This is a genomic window from Tritonibacter multivorans, from assembly GCF_001458415.1.
GTDB lineage: Bacteria > Pseudomonadota > Alphaproteobacteria > Rhodobacterales > Rhodobacteraceae > Epibacterium > Epibacterium multivorans.
In genome coordinates this window covers 308836-333083 of record NZ_CYSD01000039.1, presented here as the reverse complement: position 1 = coordinate 333083, position 24248 = coordinate 308836, and the positions used below count along the sequence as shown (strand labels likewise).

Annotated in this window: 22 protein-coding genes; 13 read left to right on the top strand and 9 right to left on the bottom strand. The window is 60.1% G+C overall.

Annotation, left to right across the window (positions count from 1 at the left end; all coding sequences use genetic code 11):
* Nucleotides 1–5: 5 nt before the first annotated feature.
* Complete coding sequence (xth, locus tag TRM7557_RS15045) at nucleotides 6–812, top strand: exodeoxyribonuclease III (RefSeq protein ID WP_058291027.1); 807 nt, start codon at nucleotides 6–8, stop codon at nucleotides 810–812.
* Nucleotides 813–869: 57 nt separating this feature from the next.
* Here xth and TRM7557_RS15040 read toward each other — a convergent pair whose 3' ends face one another.
* The gene (locus tag TRM7557_RS15040; RefSeq protein ID WP_058291026.1) at nucleotides 870–2039 is read right to left on the bottom strand and encodes an FAD-dependent monooxygenase; all 1170 of its coding nucleotides are present in this window, start codon (nucleotides 2037–2039) and stop codon (nucleotides 870–872) included.
* Between the two features lie 154 nt (nucleotides 2040–2193).
* Entirely contained in the window at nucleotides 2194–2616 is a 423-nt protein-coding gene (gene dksA / locus TRM7557_RS15035) for an RNA polymerase-binding protein DksA (RefSeq protein WP_058291077.1), read from the bottom strand.
* 181 nt (nucleotides 2617–2797) lie between these two features.
* Between dksA and TRM7557_RS15030 the strand changes: the two genes are divergently transcribed.
* From TRM7557_RS15030 to TRM7557_RS15000, 7 genes are all read left to right on the top strand, one after another.
* Nucleotides 2798–3637 carry an AAA family ATPase gene (locus tag TRM7557_RS15030; RefSeq protein ID WP_058291025.1) on the top strand — a complete coding sequence of 280 codons (840 nt, stop codon included), beginning with the start codon at nucleotides 2798–2800 and terminating at the stop codon, nucleotides 3635–3637.
* A 208-nt stretch (nucleotides 3638–3845) separates the two neighbouring features.
* Complete coding sequence (locus TRM7557_RS15025) at nucleotides 3846–5195, top strand: DUF2927 domain-containing protein (RefSeq protein WP_058291024.1); 1350 nt, start codon at nucleotides 3846–3848, stop codon at nucleotides 5193–5195.
* Between the two features lie 149 nt (nucleotides 5196–5344).
* Nucleotides 5345–5512, top strand: a complete 168-nt coding sequence (locus TRM7557_RS20085) for a hypothetical protein (RefSeq protein WP_058291023.1) — start codon at nucleotides 5345–5347, stop codon at nucleotides 5510–5512.
* A gap of 22 nt (nucleotides 5513–5534) precedes the next feature.
* Complete coding sequence (locus tag TRM7557_RS15015; RefSeq protein WP_058291022.1) at nucleotides 5535–6719, top strand: vWA domain-containing protein; 1185 nt, start codon at nucleotides 5535–5537, stop codon at nucleotides 6717–6719.
* 86 nt (nucleotides 6720–6805) lie between these two features.
* Nucleotides 6806–8236, top strand: coding sequence for an alkaline phosphatase D family protein (locus TRM7557_RS15010; protein ID WP_058291076.1), 1431 nt, complete (start codon nucleotides 6806–6808; stop codon nucleotides 8234–8236).
* Between the two features lie 39 nt (nucleotides 8237–8275).
* Nucleotides 8276–8956 (top strand): M48 family metallopeptidase, encoded by a 681-nt coding sequence (locus tag TRM7557_RS15005; protein WP_058291021.1) that lies wholly within the window; start codon nucleotides 8276–8278, stop codon nucleotides 8954–8956.
* Nucleotides 8957–9020: 64 nt separating this feature from the next.
* A complete protein-coding gene (locus tag TRM7557_RS15000) occupies nucleotides 9021–10001 on the top strand; it encodes an LLM class flavin-dependent oxidoreductase (protein WP_058291020.1) in 981 nt (326 codons plus the stop codon).
* Here the strand turns inward: TRM7557_RS15000 and TRM7557_RS14995 are convergent.
* From TRM7557_RS14995 to TRM7557_RS14980, 4 genes are read right to left on the bottom strand one after another with little or no spacing between them, the layout of a single operon-like run.
* Nucleotides 9998–10537 carry an RSP_2648 family PIN domain-containing protein gene (locus TRM7557_RS14995; RefSeq protein WP_058291019.1) on the bottom strand — a complete coding sequence of 180 codons (540 nt, stop codon included), beginning with the start codon at nucleotides 10535–10537 and terminating at the stop codon, nucleotides 9998–10000. The two genes, TRM7557_RS15000 and TRM7557_RS14995, sit on opposite strands and share 4 nt — an antisense overlap.
* A 1-nt stretch (nucleotide 10538) precedes the next feature.
* Nucleotides 10539–11750, bottom strand: coding sequence for an RSP_2647 family RNA methyltransferase (locus TRM7557_RS14990; protein ID WP_058291018.1), 1212 nt, complete (start codon nucleotides 11748–11750; stop codon nucleotides 10539–10541).
* A 14-nt stretch (nucleotides 11751–11764) separates the two neighbouring features.
* Entirely contained in the window at nucleotides 11765–12040 is a 276-nt protein-coding gene (locus TRM7557_RS14985; protein WP_235811485.1) for a hypothetical protein, read from the bottom strand.
* A complete protein-coding gene (locus TRM7557_RS14980) occupies nucleotides 12037–14838 on the bottom strand; it encodes a [protein-PII] uridylyltransferase family protein (RefSeq protein ID WP_058291017.1) in 2802 nt (933 codons plus the stop codon). The genes TRM7557_RS14985 and TRM7557_RS14980 overlap by 4 nt, the downstream gene beginning before the upstream one ends.
* Before the next feature lie 725 nt (nucleotides 14839–15563).
* Here TRM7557_RS14980 and TRM7557_RS14975 point away from each other — a divergent pair.
* From TRM7557_RS14975 to TRM7557_RS14960, 4 genes are all read left to right on the top strand, one after another.
* Complete coding sequence (locus TRM7557_RS14975) at nucleotides 15564–15992, top strand: DUF2852 domain-containing protein (RefSeq protein ID WP_058291074.1); 429 nt, start codon at nucleotides 15564–15566, stop codon at nucleotides 15990–15992.
* Nucleotides 15993–16070: 78 nt separating this feature from the next.
* Complete coding sequence (locus tag TRM7557_RS14970) at nucleotides 16071–16502, top strand: RDD family protein (protein ID WP_058291016.1); 432 nt, start codon at nucleotides 16071–16073, stop codon at nucleotides 16500–16502.
* Nucleotides 16503–16619: 117 nt separating this feature from the next.
* Nucleotides 16620–17441, top strand: coding sequence for an arginyltransferase (locus TRM7557_RS14965; protein ID WP_058291015.1), 822 nt, complete (start codon nucleotides 16620–16622; stop codon nucleotides 17439–17441).
* 4 nt (nucleotides 17442–17445) lie between these two features.
* Nucleotides 17446–17850 carry a VOC family protein gene (locus TRM7557_RS14960; RefSeq protein WP_058291014.1) on the top strand — a complete coding sequence of 135 codons (405 nt, stop codon included), beginning with the start codon at nucleotides 17446–17448 and terminating at the stop codon, nucleotides 17848–17850.
* A 133-nt stretch (nucleotides 17851–17983) separates the two neighbouring features.
* On the opposite strand, the gene TRM7557_RS14955 is transcribed toward TRM7557_RS14960, so the two are convergent.
* The 3 genes from TRM7557_RS14955 to TRM7557_RS14945 form a co-directional block, all read right to left on the bottom strand.
* Entirely contained in the window at nucleotides 17984–20338 is a 2355-nt protein-coding gene (locus TRM7557_RS14955) for a TRAP transporter large permease (protein ID WP_058291013.1), read from the bottom strand.
* Nucleotides 20339–20355: 17 nt separating this feature from the next.
* Nucleotides 20356–21303: a TRAP transporter small permease subunit gene (locus TRM7557_RS14950; protein ID WP_058291012.1), complete on the bottom strand. Its 948-nt coding sequence runs from the start codon at nucleotides 21301–21303 to the stop codon at nucleotides 20356–20358.
* 128 nt (nucleotides 21304–21431) lie between these two features.
* Nucleotides 21432–22514, bottom strand: a complete 1083-nt coding sequence (locus TRM7557_RS14945; RefSeq protein WP_058291011.1) for a TRAP transporter substrate-binding protein — start codon at nucleotides 22512–22514, stop codon at nucleotides 21432–21434.
* Nucleotides 22515–22820: 306 nt separating this feature from the next.
* On the opposite strand from TRM7557_RS14945, the gene TRM7557_RS14940 reads away from it, so the two are divergent.
* Nucleotides 22821–24233 (top strand): cache domain-containing protein, encoded by a 1413-nt coding sequence (locus TRM7557_RS14940; protein ID WP_058291010.1) that lies wholly within the window; start codon nucleotides 22821–22823, stop codon nucleotides 24231–24233.
* Nucleotides 24234–24248 lie beyond the last annotated feature (15 nt).

Genomic DNA, 24248 nt, shown 5'->3' with positions numbered 1-24248 from the left:
GGCCTATGAAAATCGCCACATTCAATATCAACGGTATCAAAGCACGCGCCGCCGCTCTGCCCGAATGGCTGGATGAGGCGCAACCTGATGTGGTTGTGCTGCAAGAGATCAAATCTGTAGACGACGCTTTCCCGCGCGAACTCTTTGAAGAACGTGGCTACAACGTGGAAACCCACGGCCAAAAGAGCTTTAACGGCGTGGCAATCCTCTCCAAGCTGCCGCTAGAGGATGTGCGCCGTGGCCTGCCGGGCGATGACAGTGACGAGCAAGCCCGTTGGATCGAAGCTACGGTCGTGGGCAAACAAGCCATTCGCATTTGCGGCCTGTACCTACCCAATGGGAACCCGGTGGAGCTAGAAGCCGATGGATCCCCCGTGGCAGGCGGCAAATATGCCTATAAACTGGCATGGATGGAGCGCCTGCACGCCCGCGCCAAAGATCTGATGGCAGAAGAGATGCCTGCCCTCATGGCCGGGGACTATAACATCATCCCGCAAGCCGAAGACGCCAAACGGCCCGACGCCTGGAAGGAAGACGCCCTGCATCGTCCGGAAAGCCGGGCAGCGTTTCAGCGGGTTGTAAACCTTGGCTTTACCGAAGCCTTCCGCGCCCGCGTACAGGGGCCGGGACACTATAGTTTCTGGGACTATCAGGCGGGTGCATGGAACCGCGACGACGGCATTCGCATTGACCACTTCCTGTTGACCCCGCAAGCCGCAGACCTGCTGCTCGACTGCCAGATCGACAAGGATGTGCGCGGCCGTGAAAAACCCTCGGACCATGTGCCGGTTTGGGTCGAACTCGATCTGTAAAGCACCCGCAGCGCGTCACAAACGCGCTGCGCCGCCCATGAGCTTACGGGTGGTGCGCTAGCCCTCGGTCACGTCGTGACGGTAGATCCAATCGAACTGGCTGACCATTTTCTGCGGCGCCCATTGGCTCATGGCGCGCATGACGATATGAGCAGGCCAGGAGATCGGCGGGCGCAGATGATAGCGCCATGCGTTTCCATTTGCAGTCTCTACAACCTTGCAGACGCGGTCTCGACGGCGGGATTGGTATTTGGCCAAAGCGCCGTCCAATGTTTCCGCCCGCTGAAGGCAGTCCGCCAGAACATAGGCATCTTCCAGCGCCATATTGCCCCCCTGCGCCATAAACGGCAGTGTCGGATGGGCCGCATCGCCCAAAAGCACAGCTTGGCCCGTGTGCCACTTCTCAGCCACCGGGTGGCGGAACAGCCCCCAGAAGCCAACATCCCCGACATCTGACAACAGCTCGCGCGCGGTGCCTCCGAACCCTGCAAAGGCGCGGCGCAGAGCGTCTGGATCGCCCTTGTGGCTCCAGCTTTCGTCGACCCACGCGCGCTGTTCTTGCACGGCGACCAGATTGACCAAGGATCCATCGCGCAGCGGGTAGGCCACCAGATGCCGGCCAGGCCCCATGAATACCTGCGCCTCGTTCTGAAGCCCCAAACGGTTGGGCACCAGAGCACGCCAGGCAACCTGCCCCGTAAAAAACGGCTCGCGCACGCCATTGATGGCCTCGCGCAGTCGCGAGTGGATCCCATCCGCGCCAATCACCAGATCGCCATTGCAACAGGACCCATTGGCAAGGTGCAGCTTGGGCGCACCGCTTAGATCGACACGATCCAGCCGCTGCAAAAGACGGATCTGCACCCCTTCTTCTCGGGCTTTCGTCGCCAAAAGTTCCACCAGGTCAGCCCGGTGCACAAAATAATAGCGCAGGTCGGCAGCATATTGATCCAGGTCGAGCCGGACCACCTCACGCCCCCGACGATGACTGCGCAGAACCACAGCCCGCGCCCGCGGCGCCTTCCAGGCCAAATCGTCCGCCAGCCCGAGGGCGCGCAGAACGGCCACACCATTAGGCGAAATCTGCAAACCGGCGCCCACTTCGGAAATCGCCTCGGCCTGCTCGAGCACGCGAACGGACGCTCCGGTGCGGCGCAACAGAATCGCAATGGCGAGCCCGCCAATGCCGCCGCCAACCACAGTGATCTTCTTGTTTTCGAGTTCCATAGGCCTGCCGTTGAGTTTTCAGGCCTCGACATAACAAAACTGCGCCGAAGCAAAAGGCCCCGGCGCAGCAAATCTTAGAAATTTTACACGCCAATAGACGTTCCACCCCAAGAAATGTCCCGGGTGGAGTGTTTGAGGCCGGTTAAACGACGGTTTAGTCGTCCCGGTGAACCCGTTCGCGGCGCTCGTGACGCTCTTGCGCCTCGAGGCTCATCGTGGCGATCGGACGTGCGTCCAACCGTTTCAGCGAAATCGGGTCGCCCGTCACTTCGCAATAGCCATATTCGCCTTCGTCGATCCGCCGGATGGCCGAGTCGATCTTGCTGACCAGTTTGCGCTGACGGTCGCGGGTGCGCAGTTCGAGCGCCCGGTCTGTCTCTTCGCTGGCTCGGTCAGCCACGTCGGGAATATTACGGGTGTTGTCTTGCAGGCCTTCGATCGTATCACGACTCTCGGCAAGCAATTCGGTCTTCCAGTTCAACAATTTGCGGCGGAAATATTCAAGCTGCCGCTCATTCATGAAAGGTTCATCTTCGGCTGGACGGTAGTCATCCGGCAGAAACACTTCCTGCTTCATTTCGGCTCCTTCGGTCTGGCCCTTAATCTTGGTTTCTAAATTTTTTCCAAGCATCGAGGCTCCCCCATGCCGCAGCGTTTACCCCTACGGCGCGCAAATGTCACTACACAATAAGTCGCAGCTGTGTTTAAACCCCTTTTAAACAAGGCAATTCGTCATTTTTGGGGCAAAGGTCAGACATATGCGGTTCGAAGGTACGAAAGATTACGTTGCGTCACAGGATCTTAAGGTCGCGGTTAACGCAGCTGTCACGCTGGAGCGCCCGCTGCTGGTGAAAGGCGAACCCGGCACCGGAAAAACCGAACTGGCCCTGCAGGTTGCCGATGCGCTGGGTCTGCGAATGATCGAGTGGAACGTGAAATCCACCACCCGCGCGCAGCAGGGTCTTTACGAATATGATGCGGTCTCCCGCCTGCGCGACAGCCAACTGGGCGAAGAGCGCGTCCACGATGTGAAGAACTACATCAAGAAAGGCAAACTCTGGGAAGCGTTTGAGGCCGACGAAAAAGTTGTTCTGCTGATCGATGAGATCGACAAAGCCGATATCGAGTTTCCCAACGACCTCCTGCAAGAGCTCGATAAGATGGCCTTTCACGTCTACGAGACCGGCGAGACCATCCAGGCCAAACACCGCCCGATCATCATTATCACCTCGAACAATGAAAAAGAGCTGCCGGACGCTTTCCTGCGCCGCTGTTTCTTTCACTATATCCGCTTCCCCGATGCCGAAACGATGAAACAAATCGTCGAAGTCCACCATCCGGGGATCAAACAGGATCTTCTGGCGACGGCCCTGACCCAGTTCTACGAGATCCGGGACACCCAAGGGCTGAAAAAGAAACCCTCGACCTCTGAAGTGATCGACTGGCTGAAGCTTTTGCTGGCCGAAGACCTGAGCGCCGAGGATCTGGCCCGTGATGGCGTCAATGCGCTGCCGCGTCTGCACGGGGCGCTGTTGAAAAACGAACAAGACGTGCATCTGTTTGAACGGCTTGCTTTTATGGCGCGCAGACAACGCTAGGACACGCATAACGCGAAGCTGCGTCTGGCCTCTTGCCATTGGCAAGAGATGCCGGTTGACTGAAGGGAAGCCGCCACAGATTGGCGGCTTGCGCCGAAGGCCTCAGGGAGAGCATTGCGTGTCATTCCACAAAAACAGAGAGGGCCAGACAAAGGCCCTCCGGCCACTCGGCACACAGACAGCGCCTGTCTGGCTGTGGCGCGGGCTCATGTTGGGCAGCCTGTGTCTGGCGCTTGCGGCCTGTGACCCAGCACCGCGCACCATTGACACCCCAAGCCGCGGCGATGCCAGCGGATCGGTGACGCCCCTGCCGCGCATGAACCATTTCGACAGCAAACCCGCCCCTTTGCCGGACCGGTCCAACGCGGATATGGCACGGGATTTTCTGGATCTGCATTTCGCGCTGGAAGGCGGCAGTCGCCTGCCGGTGCTGACCCGGTTTGAAGGCCCGATCAATGTCACGGTAACCGGCCAGCCGACCGCGACCCTAAACCGGGATTTGCAGGCGCTGCTCACCCGTCTGCGGCGCGAAGCCGGGATCCCCTTGCGTCAGGTGTCCGCGGGAACACCTGCACAGATCACAATCGAGGCGGTGACCCGCGCGCAGATCCAGCGCACCTTGCCGCAGGCTGCCTGTTTCGTCGTGCCCAATGTCTCGTCTCTGGACGAATACCGCCGCAAACGGAACCAGCTGTCGACCAGCTGGGCGGATCTGCGTCGTCGCGAACGACTGGCGATCTTTGTGCCAAACGATGTGAGTCCGCAAGAACTGCGCGACTGTCTGCACGAAGAACTGGCGCAGGCCCTGGGCCCATTGAACGATCTGTATCGCCTGCCGGATTCTGTGTTCAACGATGACAATGTCCATACCGTGCTGACCGGCTTTGACATGCTGATGCTGCGCGCCACTTATGCACCGGACCTGCGCACCGGCATGACCCGCGAACAGGTTGCCGCGCGCATTCCCGCCATCTTGAACCGCCTCAACCCCCGTGGCGAGCGGCGCGCGTCAGATCCGCTCCCCTCAACGCCGCGCCGCTGGTCGGCAGCGGTCGAAGCCGCTTTGGGCAGCAGCAACAGCGGCCTTGCCCCCCAAGTCGCCGCCGCACGGGCCGCGGCAATCGCGCGGGATCTGGGCTGGGTCGATCATCGCCGTGCTTTTTCGCATTTCTTGGTTGGACGTGCAAAGCAACCAGCCGATCGCCGTTTGGCGCTGGCTCATTTTCAGACGGCAGAAAACTACCTGCCGTCGCCGACACTCCATGCCCCTTTGCGCGCGCTTGTAGCGACCCGCATCGCGGCCCTGCACCTCAGCCTTGGCGAACCTGCGCAGGCCCTTGCAAAAACCGGCCCCGCAATGGAAACGGCCCGTGCCACAGAAAACGCGGCACTTCTGGCGACATTGATGCTGTTGCGCGCCGAAGCTCTGGACCAGATGAGCCGCCCGACAGAGGCCAATGCCCTGCGGCGCGAAAGCCTCGGCTGGGCGCGATACGGGTTGGGGCCAGACTGGGCCATCCGCGCAAGAGAGCGCGACATTGCCGCGCTGTCGCCTTAGGCACCGGCTTGCGTAACGCGAACCACGACCAAGCGCGGCTGTGACGCAGGACATGACGTGGCTGCGCGCTTTCCCCGCGCCCCTACCCCCGCTATATCATTGATCAAACACACTCTGGGCTGTGCGCCCCAAAACAGAGGCAGATCCTAATGTTCGTGATCCTCGGCATTCTATCCGGCGGCGGCCTTGGCGCCTTTCAGGCCCGCAAACGCAATGGCAATGTGGCCGACATGCTGCAATACGGCGCGGTCTATGCGATGATCGGCGGGCTTTTGGGGCTTGCGCTGACCATTCTTATTCACCGCCTTCTGGCCTGACCCGCCCCGCAGGAGAGCCCACATGTTCCAGCCCTTTTTCGAGAATCTGCGCAACGGTGGGGTGCCCGTTTCCTTGCGGGAATACCTGTCCTTTCTCGAAGGCATGAAAGCAGGGCTGGCGACCTATGACATCGAAGGGTTCTACTTTCTGGCCCGCGCGATCATGGTCAAGGACGAGCGCAATATCGACAAGTTTGATCGCGCCTTTGCCGCGACCTTTGAAGGGCTGGAGGCCATTCCGGCCGAGGCGGTCATCAATGCCGTAGACATCCCCGAAGAATGGCTGCGCAAGATGGCCGAAAAACATCTGACACCTGAAGAAAAAGCTGAAATCGAAGCCATGGGGGGCTTTGAGAAGCTGATGGAAACCCTGCAAGAGCGTCTGAAAGACCAGCAGGGGCGCCATCAGGGTGGCAACAAATGGATCGGCACGGCGGGCACCTCGCCCTTTGGCGCCTATGGCTACAACCCCGAAGGCGTGCGGATCGGCCAGAAAGAAAGCCGCCACCAACGCGCTGTCAAAGTCTGGGACAAACGCGAGTTCAGGAACCTGGATGGCGATGTTGAACTGGGCACGCGTAATATCAAAGTGGCGCTAAAACGCCTGCGCCGCTGGGTGCGCGACGGGGCAGCAGAAGAGCTGGATCTCGACAACACGATCCGCTCCACCGCCGAACATGGCTATCTGGACGTGCAGACGCGCCCCGAACGGCGCAACGCCGTCAAAGTGTTGTTGTTTCTCGACGTGGGCGGTTCCATGGATCCGCATATTCAGGTGGTGGAAGAGCTGTTTTCAGCCGCCCGCGCTGAATTCAAACATCTGGAGTATTTCTACTTCCACAATTGCCTGTACGAAGGGGTGTGGCGCGACAACCGCCGCCGCTGGGATGCCCAGATCCCCACCCATGAGGTGCTGCGGACCTATGGGCCCGATTACAAATGCATCTTTGTCGGCGATGCCTCCATGTCGCCTTACGAGATCGCCTATCGCGGCGGGGCCAACGAACATTGGAACGATGAAGCGGGTCAGGTCTGGCTGCAGCGTGCCCGGGACCAGTGGGGATCGCACCTCTGGATCAATCCGGTGCCCGAGAAATACTGGGACTACACCCAATCCATCACCATGATCCGCGAGATCTTTGAGGGCGCAATGGTGCCCATGACGCTCGAGGGATTGGAACGCGGGATGAAAGATCTGACCCGCTGATGTAAATTACCACGGCGCGCTAAAAAACACCGCAGATGCACATGGCGATCTTGATCCAAGCTACGCTGCCGCCTAGCTCTTTTGCCATGAGCACCCTACCCGCCCCGATTGGCCCGCTTCTGTTCCTTGACACACTCGCCGACCAGAGAATGGATCTGGCGGCGCTGTTTATTGTTCCAATAGGCGAAGCACCGCCCCCGATTTCGGCGGAGGGCGCAGAATTCCCACCTGTTGAAATCGCCCGTTTCCAGAATGTTTCCGTCTGGCGCAGCCGTTTCAGCTGCCCGGCTGACGCGCCATCAACTTATCACTGGGCCGATCAGCGCTTTGACATCGCGGGGCTGCCAGCGGGCGACCTCAACATCGCTTATGTGTCCTGCAACGGCGAAGAACACGGCGATCTGGACCGCGATGGCGCAGAACGCAACGCCATGTGGGCCCGCCTCCGCGCGCAACACAAGGCGAGGCCTTTGTCCCTGCTGCTGCACGGCGGCGATCAGGTCTATGCGGATGAGGCCACGCACGGCCACCCGCTCAGCGACGATTGGCCCGACACACTGCCGCGCGACCCGTCCCGCGCGGATCTTGCAGATCTTCGCGACCACCTGCGCGAAAAGTTCCTCGAACGCTATATCGCGATTTACAGCGCCCCCGAGGTCGCCCATGTGATGGCCCGCGTGCCCTCGCTGATGCAATGGGACGATCACGACATCTGTGATGGATGGGGCAGCTTGCAGCGCTCGCGCACCTATTCTCCGGTAGGCCAGGCCCTGTTCGACGTGGCGCGCGATGCGGCGCTTCTGTTCCAGCACGCCTGCGTCGACGGCGATTTGCCGCCGCGATTTTTCGATGCCTCGGGGCTGCATCTTGGCTGGGAAGTGTCCCTGCCCGGCCTGCGCCTGCTGGGCCCGGACTTGCGGTCCGAACGTACACGGCGCGAGGTCATGGGGATCCGCGGCTGGCAAATGCTGGAACAGGCCGCAGACCGCGCCGCGCCGGGGCGCACCTTTGTGATGTCATCCGTGCCCCTGTTGGGACCGCGCCTGTCGCTCCTCGAGATGATCATGGTGTTGATCCCGACCATGCAGAAATACGAAGACGACCTCCGCGATCAATGGCAAAGCAGGGCGCACCGTGACAGTTGGCAGCATATGCTGGAACTGATGCAGCGCATCGCCCGCCCTGCGGATCAGGATGTGACCGTCCTGAGCGGGGAAATCCATTTGGCAACGCGCGGCGAAATGCCCCTGGGCAATGGCAAAACCCTGCACCAACTGGTGGCGTCGGGCATTGCGCATCGGGCACCGCCTCGGGTGTGGGCCCGCATATTGCATGTGCTGGCGCATCTGGGCGACAGCCCGCTGCGTGGCCACCCGATTTCGATCAACCGTATCCCCGGCCAGCCGCGCCGCTATGTGGCAGAGCGCAACTACCTCACGGTCAGCCGCCGCGACAACAGCTGGCAGGCGGAATGGGAGTTTGAAACTTCTGGCACCAGCCCGGCCTTGCCGCTCTGACCCCTTGCTCGACCAGCCAAACGGCCCCATATCAATCCTATGTTGAAGCTGACACCGATCCTTCTGGCCCTGCTCTACGGGCTTGTGACCTACCGCATCTCGGCCTGGCGCACGGCGCGAGAGCTCGACGCACGCTCAACAGAGCTCGCGGATCCGGTGCTGAAACGCCTGACAGACAGGCTTGCGGCGGCGCTCGACCTGCCGCGGATTCGGGTCTATCTCTACGAGATTGATCCGGTGAACGGCCTCGCCGCGCCGGACGGGCGGATCTTCATCACCCGTGGTTTCTACCGGAAATTCCAGGCAGGCGAAGTCACCGCCGAGGAAATGTCCAGCGTCATTGCCCATGAACTGGGTCATGTGGCGCTGGGACATGCCAAACGGCGGATGGTCGATTTCTCGGGCCAGAACGCACTGCGCACCGCAATGATGATGGTCATCGGGCGGTTTGTCCCTGTTGTTGGCCCGTGGATTGCGGGGCTGCTGACCAATCTTCTGGCCGCACGGCTGTCGCGCGGTGATGAATACGAGGCGGATGAGTATGCCGCCGCCTTGCTGACAAAGGCGGGGGTCGGCATTGGACCGCAAATCAGCCTGTTTGAGAAACTCGACGAGATGACACAGGGCCGCGGCGGCATGGCCCCTGCTTGGTTGATGAGCCATCCAAAGACCGACGACCGCGTCGCCGCCCTGCGCAGGCTCGAAGCGAAATGGGGCTAAGCGCCCCTTGTAAGCAATGGACCTGCCCCCTACCTCAGGCTCTCCCCGTTCAAAGCGAGACCCTATGAAGTTTTCCCTGCTTGACCTTGCGCCGGTGCCCGAAGGCACCGATGTCGCCACCGCGCTCAAGAACTCCGCCGATCTGGCCCAAAAGGCCGAAGGCTGGGGCTATCACCGGTTTTGGCTGGCCGAACATCACAATATGCCCGGCATTGCATCCGCTGCGACGGCGGTGATGATCGGCCATATTGCCTCTGTGACCTCAACCATGCGGGTTGGCGCCGGTGGGATCATGCTCCCCAATCACGCGCCTTATATGGTCGCCGAGGCGTTCGGGACATTGGCCGAACTTTATGGCCCGCGCATTGATCTGGGGCTGGGGCGCGCGCCGGGGACCGATATGCTGACCGCACGTGCCCTGCGCCGCGGCAAGGAGGCAGATAACTTCCCCGAAGATGTGCAGGAACTTCTGGGCTACCTGCATGAAGACAACCCGGACGCCAAGCTGAAAGCCGTGCCGGGCATAGGGACAAAAGTGCCGGTGTGGCTCCTGGGCTCCAGCCTCTATGGCGCGCAGCTGGCCGCCAGCCTTGGTCTGCCCTATGCCTTTGCATCGCATTTTGCCCCCGCCGCGCTGGGTCAGGCGTTGGATGTCTATCGCCGCAGCTTCCGCCCCTCGCCCTATCTGGATGCACCCTATGCGATCATGGCGGCGAATGTCTTTGCCGGGGAAACGGACGCCGAAGGGACATATCTGCGCACCACCATGCAGCAGGCCTTTGCCCGGCTGCATCTAGGGATGCCGGGAAAACTGCCTGCCCCCGTGGAGGAAATCACATCCGCAGTCCACCCCGAGCTGCTGCCCGGTGTAAACGCAGCACTTGCGGTGTCTGCCACCGGCAGTCCCTCGACCGTTCGGTCAGAGCTGGAGCAGATGGTGGCACGGTTTGAACCCGATGAGCTGATCCTGACAGGCCAGATCCACGACCACAGCGCGCGGCTGCGGTCCTTTGAGATTGCAGCGGAAATCCTACGGGATTTCTAAGCCGACAGCGCCTTGGCAATACGCGGCAGGCGAGCCTTTTTCAGCAGGCTCCGCATGGTCCAGTCGCCCCCCATGGATTGCGCGGTGGACAGCACATCCGCGCCCACAGCCTCAACCTGATCGGGGTACGAGAGCCACAGGTCATACAGCAGTTGATCCGGGCCAATCCGCTCCAGGCCTTCTTCGGCCAAGGTATGGCGAGGGAAGTCCTTGTTATTGACCGTCACGATCGCCTCGGCGTGACCCGTGATGGCCGCAGCCAGCACATGGATGTCAGCCTCATCCGGAAGCCAGAGCCGGGCTTGCACCCCCTCGTGCACCGCGACCTCAGCCTTGGGCCAATTGGCGCGCAACAGGGTAATCTCGGACTTGGCCTGCGCCTCGCCCAAGGGGCCGAGTTTCACTGCTGCCCGTTCCCATTCGCCCAAGATGCGCGCGGACCACAGGGGCGTGTAAAGCCCCTGTTTCGCCGCGCCCAAAAGCATCTCGCGCATGACCGTGGGGTACAGAACGCAGGTATCCAGCAGCAGTTTCATCTTAGTCGAGCCGGAAGAATACGGCCTTGAGGTAACCGCTCTCGGCCAGCTGCGGCAGCTGCGGGTGGTCGGCCCCGGCATAGCCTGTGTGCAGGATGGTGCTTCGACGCCCGCCCTTACCGATCCCGCGCGCCGAGGCATTGCGGAACTTGGACAGATCTGCCGCATGCGAGCAAGAACACAGCCCCAAATAACCACCGGGTTTCACTAGGGGCGCGGCCAGTTTCGCCACACGTTCATAGGCACGCAAACCCGCTTCAACCGCTTGTTTTGACGGCGCAAAGGCAGGAGGATCACAGATCACCACGTCAAACTGCGCGCCCTCGCTGCCAAGGGCGGTCAGCACATCAAACGCGTCGCCTTGCCGCGCGGTAAAGCGGTCGCCAAAGCGAGAAGCCTCCGCCCCTTGCCCCGCCAGGTCCAGCGCTGCGGCAGAGCCATCCACGCAGGTCGCATGACCCGCGCCACCGGCCAGCATGGCCAGACCAAAGCCGCCAACATGCGAGAACACATCCAGCACCTTGTCGCCGTCGGACACCAGTTTGGCGGCAAAAGCGTGGTTGTCGCGCTGGTCATAGAACAGCCCGGTTTTCTGACCGCCGGTCAGGTCCGCCATATAGGTCGCGCCGTTCATCACCACGGGGACCGGCGCTGTCGGCGCATCCCCGCGCAGGGTCAGGTTCACGTCATCCAAGCCTTCAAGTCCACGGGTCCGACCAGAGGCGTTTTTCAAGATCACGTCGCAGCCGGTGACATCGCCCAGTGCTTCGGTCAGCGCATCCAGATGGGCGTCGGCCCAGGCGGCATTGGGCTGCACCACGCAGGCCGCGCCAAAGCGGTCGATGATCACACCGGGCAGACCGTCAGATTCGGCGTGGACCAGACGGTAAAAGGGCGCGTCATACATCAATTCACGCAGCTCCAGCGCGCGCGACAAGCGGGCGCGGAACCAGTCGGTGTCGATCTGCGCCTCCACATCGCGGTCGAGCATGCGGGCGATAATTTTGCTTTCGGGGTTGACCGAGACCAGCCCCAACGGTGCCTGGTTTTCATCCACCAGAACCGCCAGCGTGCCGGGCGCCAGTTTCTTGGTCCGGCGGTCGGTGACCAGCTCATTTGCATAGACCCAAGGAAACCCGTGCCGGATGGCGCGGGCGTTCGACTTGGGTTTCATCTTAACGGTGGGGCGGGTTTGGGGTTCGGGCGCTGTCATGGCGCCCTCTTATATCAACGCTCCCGACTGCGCCAGCCACCACGGCGTTTGGGTTTGTCTGCTGCGCTCAACCCCTCTTGCAGCACTTGGCTCATCGGATGCCCTTCGGCCCCGTAGACCTGCAACAGCGCGGTGATCGCCGTCTTGTTGTCCGCATCCACCGGCAAGGACAGCGCCCAGTCCAGAAAGATGCTGCGGCACTGACTGTCATCGATCCCTTCGATCCGATAGGCCTCACGGATCAGCCCCTTTGGGTCATAACTGGCAAGCTCGGTCACGTCCTCGGTCACGTCGGGTTCCCCTCTTCATTACGCTGCAAAGCTGCGGAAATGATCTCTGCGCAGGTGTCATAGGTCTGTTCCAGATGCGACTGCAAGGAGGCAAGATCGTCATAGCCAGCAGAGCGCAGCAAAAACTGCGCCCCTCCTTCGCCTTCGGTCACCGTCGACAGTCCCTGCCCTGCGATCAATCGGCCAGCGGTTTGCACCGACCACAACAGCCGATAAGCCGCCCGCAACCTGTCTGCCTGATCCGAGCTCAGGATACCGACGGAGGCCGCATCGGAAAGCCCTGCATAAACATCACCAGTTGCGCGACCTGACAACAGGCTGCCGGTTTGTGCCATCAATTCGATATCCATCATCCGACCGGCACCGGTTTTGCCATCCCAAACACCTGCCGGCGTTTTGGCCGCTGCCAGACGGCCCCGCATTTCGGACACATCATGGGCAATCTTTGAACGCTCCTGCGGCCGGGCCAACAGATCATCGCGGAACTGTTCAATGTCCTGCGCAAGGCTCGGACTGCCTGCCACCACCCGGGCACGGGTCAGGGCAAGATGCTCCCACACCCAAGCCTCTTCTTTTTGGTAATGCGTAAAGCTTGCCCAACTGGTCGCCACCGGGCCCTGATTGCCCGAGGGACGCAGCCGCATGTCCACCTCGTAAAGCCGCCCCTGCGCCATGGGGGCGGTCAGTGCCGTGACCAAAGCCTGCGTCAGCCGCGCGAAATAAGGGCGCACACCCAACGGGCGGCGACCTTCGGACATCTCAGCGCCTTCGGGGTCATAGATCACGATCAAATCAAGATCCGATTGCGCATTGAGCCGCCCCGACCCCAAGGACCCCATTGCCAGAACAACGCCACCGCGCCCCGGCGCGGGGCCATGTTTTGCCGCAAATTGCGCTTCGACAACCGGCAAGAGGCACGCGACCACCGCATCCGCAAGGTCCGCATACTGACGGGCGGCTTCATCGGCGTCGATCAACCCCCGCAGATGGTGCACCCCTGTGCGGAAATGCCATTCCTTTTTCCAGGCCCGGGCCGCATCCAGCTGGCGTTCATAGTCGCTTTCGCGTGCAAGGATCGCGGCAAGCTCTGCCTGCAACGCATCGCGCCCCGGCCAGTCGGCGAAGAAGCCGCCGGTCAGAACCGCATCAAATACCTGCGCATTGCGTGACAGATGTTCAGCCAGCGCAGGCGAGGTCCCCAAGACATCGACCAGAAGATCGATCAGATGGGGATTGGCCTCGAACAGGGAAAACAGCTGTACCCCAGCAGGCAACCCCTTGAGAAACCCGTCCAGCGACAAAAGCGTCTCGCTGGGGTTTGCCGTTTTGGCAAGTCGGGCAAAGAGTTCAGGCTTGAGCCGGTCAAAAATCCGCGCACCTCGGTCCGACCGCAACGCAGGATAACTGCGCCACCGGGCAATCACGTCACGATCCAGCGTCTCGGGCAGATCCGGGCGCGGCGCCTGTGGGGTCAGGCCCGGCGGCGCAAAGAACCCTTCGGTCAAGGCGTGCACGGCGTCCAGCCGGGTCGCAATATCACGGCACAGATCCTCGGGGGTCATCCCCATCAGACAGGCCACGCGCGTCAGGCCCTCCTCGGATTTGGGCATCCTGTGGGTCTGCGCATCATGGACCATTTGAATGCGGTGCTCGACCTCGCGGTGGTGGCGATAGTGGTCGGTCAGGGCTGTGGCGGTCTCTGGTTCAATCCAGTTACGCTCTGCAAGGGCAGCTAGCCCTTCAACCGTGCCACGCATCCGCAGGCCAGGATCCCGCCCGCCTGCAATCAACTGCCGGGTCTGGGTAAAGAATTCGATCTCGCGGATGCCCCCACGGCCAAGTTTCATATCATGACCGGGCACGGCCACAGAGCCCCCTGTGCCTTTGTTTTCGCGAATACGCAACCGCATTGCATGGGCATCCTCAATCGCGGCAAAATCCAAATGCCGCCGCCACACAAAGGGCGTGAGGGTTTTCAGGAACCTCTCCCCCGCTGCGATGTCGCCCGCACACGCGCGGGCCTTAATATAGGCCGCGCGCTCCCACGTCCGGCCCAGGCTCTCGTAATACCGCTCTGCCGCCTCCATCGCCAAAGCGACCGGCGTGACCGAAGGGTCAGGCCGCAGGCGCAGATCGGTGCGAAACACATAGCCTTCGCCGGTCAAATCACTGAGGGTGGCGCACATGTTTCGCGTCGCCCGCACCAATCCCTGCCGCGCTTCCCCAAAATCGGCGCGCTCATAGCGGGTTTCGTCGAACAGGCAGATCAGATCAATATCTGAGGAGTAGTTCAGCTCAAACGCGCCCATTTTTCCCATCGCAAACACGCTGAGCCCGGCGGCGGTCGCCACATCCGCCTCCGTCATGCCCGGCAGTTTTCCACGCCGGATCAGCTTTGCCACCTCTGCTTTGAGGGCCTTATCAACGGCAGATTGCGCGAACTCGGTCAGGGCTGCGGTCACCTGTTCCAAGGACCAGCACCCCGCCAGATCACAAAGCGCGGTCAGCAGGGCAACCCGCCGCTTTCCTTCCCGCAGGCCACTTCGCAGATCGTCAGGCGCGCAAGCTTTGACGGCTTCCAAAATCTCGTGAAAAGCCTGTTGCGGCGCATCAAGAGCGCCCGTTAACCACATATACTCCTTTTGGATTAATCCAGAAAGATAGGGGCTGGTTCCTACAATCGCGGCCAGAAACTCTGCCCGCGAACGATCGAGCCCATTTGCCTGCGCAAGAAAGTCCTGCGCCAGGTCCGGGTCGAATGCTCTGGGCGCTTTGGAAATCACAAATGCGTCAGTCATTGGCGCACATTGCCAATCCAACTACGAAGGGTCAACCAGGACACACCACACCACAACGCACAATCCTAGGTTGCAAGTTAACCAAAGCCGCATAAAATTCAGGAAAAAAAATATCAAATCCGTTCAGAAAAAGCGCCAATTTTACATAGTTCAATCCTTGCGTTACCGAATGGCAAGGCTCAACTCAGCGGTTGAGTCTGCAACAACAGGCTTTGCGGATCGCCGAAAAGCGGTTATTATCAATCTCGTGGCCGTATCCTCGTTCGGGGACCGGGTGACATAGGTAACAAGTGAATTCAGCCAAAGGTGTTTTTGGCAAAAGCCCCGTATGTTTCGCGGGAAGTGTAAAGAGTTCGACACGTGGTTTGGGGATATGGCCACACCTTTCTCAGACAAACCGACTGACTTAATAAATACCCGCGCACAGCCTACCACTCTAGGCTTACTTTACGAATAATAAAACTGCACCTTAACGCGCTCTTCTTTGGACGAGCGCGATCGTATGGCATTTACGTCTCACCGCTGGCCCAATGAAACCAGCGCATGTCATTGGCATGGCTGTTTCAGACTACCACTACATCTAACCGAACTGCGACAGCACATGCGCAAAGCACATGGCAAAAGCGCATGTAAAAAAGATTCACATCAGACTTGAACTGCGAGGCACCTCTGCACATATCGTCAATGTGAACAGTTTTTACATCAGCGATCAGCGGAGACTGCAAATGACGAGTTACACTACAAACGCTCCTCCCTTCCCCGGCTGGCTGGCCAGCGCCGAAGCCTGGCTGGACGCCCGTGGCAAAGGAGCCTGGATTACCGCCATGGTGATCGGTTTTATCTTCTTCTGGCCTCTTGGCCTCCTCCTGTTGGCCTATATGATCTGGAGCAAACGCATGTTCTCTTCCTGTGCCCGCAAAACCCGCGGCGGTTCCTATTCCTCGCATCGTTCGATGCGCCAAAGCAGCGGCAACAGTGCTTTTGATGCTTACAAGGCGGATACTCTGCGTCGGCTGGAACAGGAACAGTCGGATTTCGAAGCCTTCCTTGGCCGTCTGCGTGATGCAAAGGACAAGGCCGAATTTGACCAGTTCATGGATGAGCGCGCCCAGTCGGACGACCACGACGCTGAAGAGGCCAAGCCAGCCTCCTAAACATCAAAGATGGCGGGGCTTGAAAGGGCCCTGCCAAGCAGCTTGAAATCTCTGTCGCCCACCATCAAAGGACCCCTCATGACTGCCCTGCCCGATCCGGACTACCAAGCAGAATTTTACACCGGCGTCCCCGCCAAACGGCTCTTTGCTTGGGTGGTTGACAGCCTGCTGATCACCATTGCTGCAATCCTGCTTGTGCCCTTCACCGGCTTTGTGGGGCTGTTTGTCTGGCCCGCATTCTATCTGGCGGTCGGGCTTGCTTACCGCGTGGTCACGATCGCAAATGGATCCGCGACACCGGGCATGACAATGGCCGGTATTGAATTGCGCAGCGCAGAAGGGGCGCGGCTCGACCTTGGACAGGCCGCTCTACATACTTTGGCCTACTCCGTATCCCTTGCTTTTTTCCCACTACAGCTTCTGTCGATTGTCCTGATGCTGAGCACCGCCCGCGGCCAGAGCCTTCCTGATCACCTTTTGGGAACCGTCATGCTGAGACGGCGCGCGTAAGATACGCTTTTGCGCCCTGTTAATCCATTTTCCACAAGCGGTCTTGGCGTGTTGGGGCGCCGTTGCTATCATCTTTGATAACCCGCGTCTTTTCAGCAGAAGTCCACTCCATCCGATATGCGTCATACCCTTCCGATCGCTCCGCAATTCTACGTGACCGCGCCGCAACCGTGCCCCTATCTCGAAGGGCGTATGGAGCGGAAGCTGTTCACGGCCCTGCAAGGCGAAGGGGTAGAGCAGCTCAACGACAGCCTGTCGCAACAGGGCTTCCGCCGGTCCCAGAATGTGCTTTACCGCCCCTCTTGTTCAGAGTGTTCCGCCTGCCTGTCCGCGCGCATTGACGTGGCCGCGTTTGAACCCACCCGCAGTCAACGCAAAACGCTCAACCGCAGCCGTCATCTGGAACGCCGGGCCACATCGCCCTGGGCGACCGAAGATCAATATGCGCTGTTCCGCAGATATCTGGACAGCCGCCATGCCGATGGCGGCATGGCCGATATGGATGTGTTCGAATACGCCGCCATGATCGAGGAAACCCCGATCCGCAGCCGCGTGGTGGAATATCTGCACCCGGACACGGGCGACCTGACCGCCGTGTCGCTGACCGATGTGCTCGAAGACGGGCTGTCGATGGTCTATTCCTTCTACGCGCCCGACCACCCCAAGGACAGCCTGGGCACGTTTATGGTGCTGGACCATATTGAAATCGCGCGCGAGGCAGGGCTGCCTTATGTCTACTTGGGCTATTGGGTGCCTGGCAGCCAGAAAATGGGCTATAAGGCGAAATTCTCGGGTCTGGAAATCTACCTCGGCGGCCAATGGCAAGCGCTGACCCGTCCCGAAGATTTTTCAGCCGAGGATCACCCGCTGGACAACGCCCCCATTGCCGAACAGGTGGCGAATATCCAATTGCCGCAATCCGGAAACAAACGGCGCTAATCTCATGCAGCAGGCGCTCCATGCTTTTTCACTCGTTGTCCCTGACTACGACGCAGCCATAGATTTTTATTGCGGCACCTTGGGCTGGGAGCTGGCCGAAGACATCCCCCAAGACAGCCAAAGCGGCCCAAAGCGCTGGGTTCGCATCTTGCCGCCCGGATCCGCCCCTCTGCGCGCCAGCCTGATCCTGGCGCAGGCGCGCGGCCCCCGGCAAACCGCCGCCATTGGCGATCAATTCGGCGGTCGTGTTGGCCTATTTCTGCAAACCGATGATTTTGCACGAGACCACAAAGCCATGTGCGCCAAAGGCGTCCACTTCGAAGAAGACCCACGTCACGAACCCTATGGCACTGTCGCGGTCTGGCAGGACCCGTTTGGCAACCGCTGGGATCTCCTCGAACTGCGCTGACCTCCGCTTTCTTTTGGCTCAAAATACTCCGGGGTGAATGGCCCAAAGGGCCAGAGGGGCAGCGCCCCTTCCCGGTTCCAACAAAAAAGCCCCGGCACTTGCCGGGGCTTTCTCACATCAAGGACGTTCAGGCTTACCCGCCAATCAAGGCCGGGACGATGGTCACAATGGTTGGGAACAACCACAGGATCCCCAATCCCAACACCTGGATCAGCACAAAGGGCAGCACCCCACGGTAGATATGGCCTGTGGTCACCTCCTTCGGCGCAACCCCGCGCAAGTAGAACAGGGCAAAGCCAAAGGGCGGGGTCAGGAAGGAGGTCTGCAGGTTCACCGCCACCATGATCGTGACCCACTTGGGGTCAAACGAGCCGCCATAGATCACCGGCCCCACAATCGGGATCACGATGTAGATGATCTCCAGGAAGTCCAAAACAAAGCCCAGAATGAACAGCACGATCATCACAATCAGGAACACCGTCAGTTCATTGTCAAAGCTCTTCAGGAACTGCTGGATGTAATGCTCGCCCCCAAAGGAGATCACCACAAGGTTCAAGAGCTGCGAACCGATCAGGATGGTGAAGACCATAGACGTCACCTTGGCGGTTTCCCGCACCACCGGTGTCAGCACGCCGCCTTTGAACAACACCCAGCAGCCATACAGCAGACCAAATAGCGCATAGAGATAACAGCCGTAGGCCGCCGCAAAGGCAATCATGCTCTCCGCGCTGACGTTTTCCTGATTGATCCGCAGGTCAAAGTTCATGCCGATCAGGATCGCGCCAACCACTGCAAAGGTCGCGTAAAGGATCACTTTGGTGGATTGGCCCTCGTCCTGCAGACGACGATAGGCCGCCAGCATAATCGCACCACCTGCGCCCAGCGCCGCAGCCGGCGTCGGGTTGGTAATGCCGCCAAGGATCGAGCCCAGAACCGCAACAATCAGAACCAGCGGCGGGAAAACCACACGGATCAGATCGTTCTTGGCACAGCGGGCGGCAGCTTCTTTTGCCCCCCATAGGGCCAGAATGGTCGGGAGCGCGATCCACAGAACCGTGCCCATGGCAGAGGTCGTCGGCGAAATCGCCACAACATCCACCAGCGCCAGCAGGATCAGACCCACCACACCACCGATCAACGGCAGGGCTTCGCGCGAGGGCGCAACACCACGCCCCACAGCCAGAACCAGACCCAGCAGCACGATGATGGTCGCAATGCCGGTGCCAATCGGCGCTGCACTTGCGATCTTGTCCGCACGGGCGGCGGCCAGTTCGTCGTCGGTCAGTTTCTGTGCCTCAGCCACGCCGCCGGCCGCATTGATCGCGTCTTGTTCTGCCACGGCGGCATCCCAAGCGGACTGACCATGCAAGTCGATCATCGACGCCTTACACTCATCCCCCACATTGGTGCGCAGGCTTGCAGTTTGCCCCGCATCCGAGAAGGACGACACGGTGGTGTCTTGCGAGCCCACCAGACCAACTTGGCCCAGCAGAATGGTACCAACAATCAGCGCCGTCGGCACGCCGAGGAACCAGGTCAGGCTTTCACCACGGGTGAGCGGTTCGTCATTCGCCGATCCCATCTCGACCGCAGGGGCCTTTTCCGGGTTCAGCAAAGCGTAGCCAAAGGCATAAAGCGCGTAGAGGAGCGCCAGCATGATCCCAGGCAGCAGCGCCGCTTGGAACAGCGTACCAACCGAGACAACCGCAGGCTCCCCCAAATAGGTCAGCGCATCGGAACAGCCAGCCTCACGGGCGCGGGCTTCCTGTGCGGTGGAATAGAGATCCCCCGCCAGCGTGCCCAAGAGGACGATCACAATCGACGGCGGGATGATCTGACCCAGAGTGCCAGAGGCCGCAATCACACCGGTTGCGAGTTCCGGCGAGTAGTTATTGCGCAGCATGGTCGGCAGGGCCAGCAGACCCATGGTCACCACAGTTGCCCCCACAATCCCGGTGGAGGCCGCAAGGAACGCACCCACCACAACAATCGACACCGCGAGACCACCCGGCAGCGGGCCAAAGACACGCGCCATTGTGGTCAGCAGATCATTTGCGATCTTGGAGCGTTCCAGCGTGATGCCCATCAGGACGAACATCAACACCGCCAGTAGGGTTTCGATCGAAGCCCCAGCAAGGACGCGTTCGTTGATCCGGTTCACAATGAAAGACACATTGCGATCCAGCGCGGTTTCCCAGCCCTGCACAAACACCGGTTCCGCAATCCGTGGCAGATCCGGATACCTGAAGACAGATATCACATCCGGCTTCACGCCCGAATTCACGACCGCGCGGTAGGCTTCGCTCGATGTGTCGATGGCTTGGTGAATAAGCAGCCCCGCACTGTCGAGGGCGGCAATGATCCCGAAGGAGATAACCCCAGCCCCGCCGATGGCAAAGGCCACCGGAAAGCCGGATAGAATGCCCCCAAAGAGGCAGAGAAAGACGATAATGAGGCCGATTTCGACGCCATCAAGACCGAATAGCATGGCTGTTAGTCCCTGTATTAATGAGCGCCTTCATAGGCTTCTTCACCTTCGCCAAGGCTGTCCTTGTCGAGGTATTTGTTGGTGGCATCTTCGCCTTCAATGAACTCCAGCAGCGAGCGATAGAAGAACGCAATCGCATGGAGGAAGACGAGACCGGCAAATGTCACAAGCAGGATCTTGAACAGGAAGTACCCGTTAAAGCCGTTGGGCGAGAAACCGATGGTCTCCACGTTCCAACGCAGCGCGCGGGCCTTCATGACCAGACGCTCCAGCGCATCCGACGCCGAAGGTTTCGGCACGATCAGGTGGCGCCACAGGAAGTACCAGCCGTACATCCAGGTCAGCACGGCCATCGGCATCATGAACAAAAGCGACCCGCACATGTCGACCACGCGTTTGGCGCGGTGCGAAATGCCGGCATAGATCAGGTCAACGCGCACGTGGCCGCCCTGCACAAAGGTGTAGGTCACACAAAGGCAGACCACCAATGCATTGTAAAACTTCAGTTCTTCGGCGTACCAGCTGATGTCTTTTTCCAGCGCAATCCCCAAACCAAAGCTCATGTCAGGCCGCGCAAAAACGCGCTGCATGAACACGATGATGATCTGTTGCAGCACCATCAGAAGGCCCGCCCAGGCAAAGAAACGGCCCAGCGTATTGGCCACCCCTTCAAGCCCGCGCACCATGCCCCACATGACATTGCGGAAATAAAGTCCCACCGCCGTCAACACGAGAAACGCAGTGAAGACCACAAAGAAAAATTCGACCGACCCACCGTAGTAGACCAAGCGCATCACGGATTGCTTGTCTTCGGTGGTATTGTCCCAACTCAGCCAATCCAGCCAGAGCGAAGTTTGTGTCAGCGCAGTGAAAAGATTCACAAATGCGCCGAGGATATTGCTCCCGAGCCAGATCAGGAATGCCCCGATGGCCCCGAAGAAGGAAACGCCCATGTCGTCCTGCATGGCTCCCCCCGATTTGGAAGTGGGCCGGAAGGCTCTGCTACGGGTTGCCCCGGAGATGCCCTGTCAGCCGCTAGGTTACGAAAAGGCCCCCCGCAGTGCGGAGGACCCATTGCTACTCGGGTGTCCGATTAGCCCAGAACGCGGTCGCGTTGGGTGCGGTATGCACCTTCCGACTTGGTGATCCAGCCGGAGGACGCTTTCATGGAGGACACAACGCTGCCGCGAATGTTTGCGAACAGATCGTCGCTCATGAACTCATCCAGGGTGTCGGAGGCCGCCTGACCGAACGCATCCCAAACGGAGTCAGGGAATTCGAGGGTCTTCACACCGCCGGCTTGCAGACGCTGCAGCGCCGCACCGTTGTTGTTCATGAACTGCGCCAGGTTCCACTGGTGCGCTTCGGCAGAGGCAACTTCGATGATTTTCTGATGCGCGGGGCTCAGGCTTTCAAAGACGTCACGGTTTACAGCAACCGACAGACCCGCGCCCGGCTCGTGGAAGCCGGAGGTATAGTAGGTCTTGGTGATTTCCTGGAAACCCGCCTTTTCGTCCGCCCAGGGGCCGATCCACTCGGTGCCGTCAATCGCGCCGGAGGCCAGCGCTTGATACACTTCGGAACCCGGAATGTTCTGAACCGATGCGCCCAGTTTGCCCAGCGCCTTGCCGCCCAGACCCGGCATGCGGAATTTCAGGCCGTTGAAGTCATCGGGGCTGTTGATTTCTTTGCTGAACCAACCACCGGCCTGCGGGCCGGTGTTGCCTGCGAGGAAGGACTTCAGACCAAAGATCTGGCCCAGCTCGTCGTGCAGCGCGTGGCCGTCACCGTGGTAGTACCAGTTCACCAGTTCCTGCGGCGTCATGCCAAACGGCGCTGCGGTGAAGAACTGATAGCCCGGGTGCTGACCGGTGAAATAGTAGTCCGCACCGTGGTACATGTCGGCCTGACCTGCGGTCACAGCGTCAAAAACTTCAAACGCGCCAACCAGTTCGCCAGCGGCTTTCAGATCAACGGTCAAAGACCCATCGGACATTGCGGTAATGGAATCAGCCACGTGCTGGGCTGCGTCATGAACACCTGCAAGGCCACGGCCCCAGGTGGTGACCATGGTCAGGGTGCGGTTGCCCTGAGCAATTGCCGGGGCTGCCAAGCTGGTGGCTGCAGCGGCGGAACCGCCCAGTGCGGACGTGCGTAGAAAGGATCTGCGATCCATAGGTAGTCTCCTCCCAAAATCTCGAACCGTCCGTCTCTTTAATTGTGGACGGTTCGTTTCAAGCAGGGCCAACCCTAGAGACAGATTGCGTATTGTGAATACCTAGTACTGCGTAGAGACCCGCAGTTGACGCCGTAAAATCGCGATTGGTGCCATTAATTTTCCTTCAGCCTTGTGCCATTCCCCTCAGAAGAGGGAAACGCGCGACCGGCAGGTCTTTGCTTATGGCGCGAGATTTCGTAACGATTCGGGACACGCTCTTGACGGGCATTTGCGGCCCCCAGCTTCCTTACGTCAGGTCTACCCATGTCTTTGATCCGCCAGATTTTCCGGCCGAACTACGCTCAGAAACTGTCTCTTCTGGCCACTTTGCCAATGATTATCGCCTGCTGCGCGATTGCGGCTTTGGTGGCCTATCAGTCGCGCGCCATGGCCGAACAGGAAATCCAGATCCTCGAGCGCCAACTGCTCGAAGCCAAGAAAGCAGAGCTGCGCAACTATGTCACTCAAGCGCGCAATTCTTTTGCCCATATCTATGGGCCTGCAGCCCCTGACGATGACGAAGCCAAGCGGCAAGTCACCCAGATGCTGGCGGCGATGATCTATGGCAAGGATGGGTTCTTCTTTGTCTACGACTATGACGGCACCAATCTGGTGAGCCCGCGCCAGACCGAATATATCAACCGCAATTGGCAGGGCCTGAGCGACCCACGTGGGGTGCCGGTGGTGGACCGGTTGATCGACATCGCCCGGCAAGGGTCCGGCTGGCATTCCTTTCTGTGGGAAAAGCCCTCGACCGGCGAAGAGGCTTTGATGGTCACCTATGTGGTCGGGCTGCAGGATTGGCAGTGGGCCGTGGGCACAGGGGTCTTTATTGACGATGTCTTGGCCTCGGTCGCCACTGCCCGCGCCGAGGTCGAAGCGCGCATTCAGCGCACCTTTATCTATATTGGTGTCATTGCCCTAACCGCGCTGATTTTGGTGTTCACCACCGGCATGGTTCTGAACATACGTGAACGACGGCTGGCGGATGCCAAGCTGAAAGAGCTGACCCAACGGGTGTTTGACGCCCAAGAAGAAGAACGCGGCCGGGTGGCGCGGGAATTGCATGACAGCATCAGCCAGCTTTTGGTCGGCGTGCGCTACGCGCTGGAGACCGCAAAACGCAGGCTTGGACGCGGCGACAGCGACAAGGTCCCCGAACCATTGGAAAAAGGGATCGATGGGCTGGGCACAGCAATTACAGAGGTCCGCCGCATCAGCCGCGACCTGCGGCCCGGCGTGCTGGACGATCTTGGTCTGGGGCCAGCTCTCAAGGCTTTGACAGGCGAATTTGCCGCCCGCACCGGGATAGACGTCGAATTCAGCACCGTGGTTTTCCGCAATCGACTGGATCAGGACTCCAAAATCGCGCTGTACCGCATCGCGCAAGAAGCCTTGATGAACGTCGAACGCCATTCGGGTGCCACCCGTGTGGAGGTCGACCTGCGCGGCCACGCCCGTGGCGCAACCTTGCGCGTGGCAGATAACGGGCGGGGTCTGCCCGCCCATCCGAACGCACATAATCCGGGGATTGGTCTGCGGAATATGCAGGAACGCATTGAACGGCTTGACGGCACCCTGCGTATCCTGTCTTCTCGCGCCCCAAAGAGCGGGGTGGTGGTGGAGGCCAGCCTGCCGCTGAGCCACCTGCTTCCCCCGGGCGACACGCCGTCTTGAGGAGAACGCGCCAAG

What these genes read in the sequence shown, in the direction of transcription:
- xth (WP_058291027.1), top strand. Translation starts at nt 6, where the DNA reads ATGAAAATCGCCACATTCAATATCAACGGTATCAAAGCACGCGCCGCC.
- TRM7557_RS15040 (WP_058291026.1), bottom strand. Translation starts at nt 2,039, where the DNA reads ATGGAACTCGAAAACAAGAAGATCACTGTGGTTGGCGGCGGCATTGGC.
- dksA (WP_058291077.1), bottom strand. Translation starts at nt 2,616, where the DNA reads ATGAAGCAGGAAGTGTTTCTGCCGGATGACTACCGTCCAGCCGAAGAT.
- TRM7557_RS15030 (WP_058291025.1), top strand. Translation starts at nt 2,798, where the DNA reads ATGCGGTTCGAAGGTACGAAAGATTACGTTGCGTCACAGGATCTTAAG.
- TRM7557_RS15025 (WP_058291024.1), top strand. Translation starts at nt 3,846, where the DNA reads ATGTTGGGCAGCCTGTGTCTGGCGCTTGCGGCCTGTGACCCAGCACCG.
- TRM7557_RS20085 (WP_058291023.1), top strand. Translation starts at nt 5,345, where the DNA reads ATGTTCGTGATCCTCGGCATTCTATCCGGCGGCGGCCTTGGCGCCTTT.
- TRM7557_RS15015 (WP_058291022.1), top strand. Translation starts at nt 5,535, where the DNA reads ATGTTCCAGCCCTTTTTCGAGAATCTGCGCAACGGTGGGGTGCCCGTT.
- TRM7557_RS15010 (WP_058291076.1), top strand. Translation starts at nt 6,806, where the DNA reads ATGAGCACCCTACCCGCCCCGATTGGCCCGCTTCTGTTCCTTGACACA.
- TRM7557_RS15005 (WP_058291021.1), top strand. Translation starts at nt 8,276, where the DNA reads ATGTTGAAGCTGACACCGATCCTTCTGGCCCTGCTCTACGGGCTTGTG.
- TRM7557_RS15000 (WP_058291020.1), top strand. Translation starts at nt 9,021, where the DNA reads ATGAAGTTTTCCCTGCTTGACCTTGCGCCGGTGCCCGAAGGCACCGAT.
- TRM7557_RS14995 (WP_058291019.1), bottom strand. Translation starts at nt 10,537, where the DNA reads ATGAAACTGCTGCTGGATACCTGCGTTCTGTACCCCACGGTCATGCGC.
- TRM7557_RS14990 (WP_058291018.1), bottom strand. Translation starts at nt 11,750, where the DNA reads ATGACAGCGCCCGAACCCCAAACCCGCCCCACCGTTAAGATGAAACCC.
- TRM7557_RS14980 (WP_058291017.1), bottom strand. Translation starts at nt 14,838, where the DNA reads ATGACTGACGCATTTGTGATTTCCAAAGCGCCCAGAGCATTCGACCCG.
- TRM7557_RS14975 (WP_058291074.1), top strand. Translation starts at nt 15,564, where the DNA reads ATGACGAGTTACACTACAAACGCTCCTCCCTTCCCCGGCTGGCTGGCC.
- TRM7557_RS14970 (WP_058291016.1), top strand. Translation starts at nt 16,071, where the DNA reads ATGACTGCCCTGCCCGATCCGGACTACCAAGCAGAATTTTACACCGGC.
- TRM7557_RS14965 (WP_058291015.1), top strand. Translation starts at nt 16,620, where the DNA reads ATGCGTCATACCCTTCCGATCGCTCCGCAATTCTACGTGACCGCGCCG.
- TRM7557_RS14960 (WP_058291014.1), top strand. Translation starts at nt 17,446, where the DNA reads ATGCAGCAGGCGCTCCATGCTTTTTCACTCGTTGTCCCTGACTACGAC.
- TRM7557_RS14955 (WP_058291013.1), bottom strand. Translation starts at nt 20,338, where the DNA reads ATGCTATTCGGTCTTGATGGCGTCGAAATCGGCCTCATTATCGTCTTT.
- TRM7557_RS14950 (WP_058291012.1), bottom strand. Translation starts at nt 21,303, where the DNA reads ATGCAGGACGACATGGGCGTTTCCTTCTTCGGGGCCATCGGGGCATTC.
- TRM7557_RS14945 (WP_058291011.1), bottom strand. Translation starts at nt 22,514, where the DNA reads ATGGATCGCAGATCCTTTCTACGCACGTCCGCACTGGGCGGTTCCGCC.
- TRM7557_RS14940 (WP_058291010.1), top strand. Translation starts at nt 22,821, where the DNA reads ATGTCTTTGATCCGCCAGATTTTCCGGCCGAACTACGCTCAGAAACTG.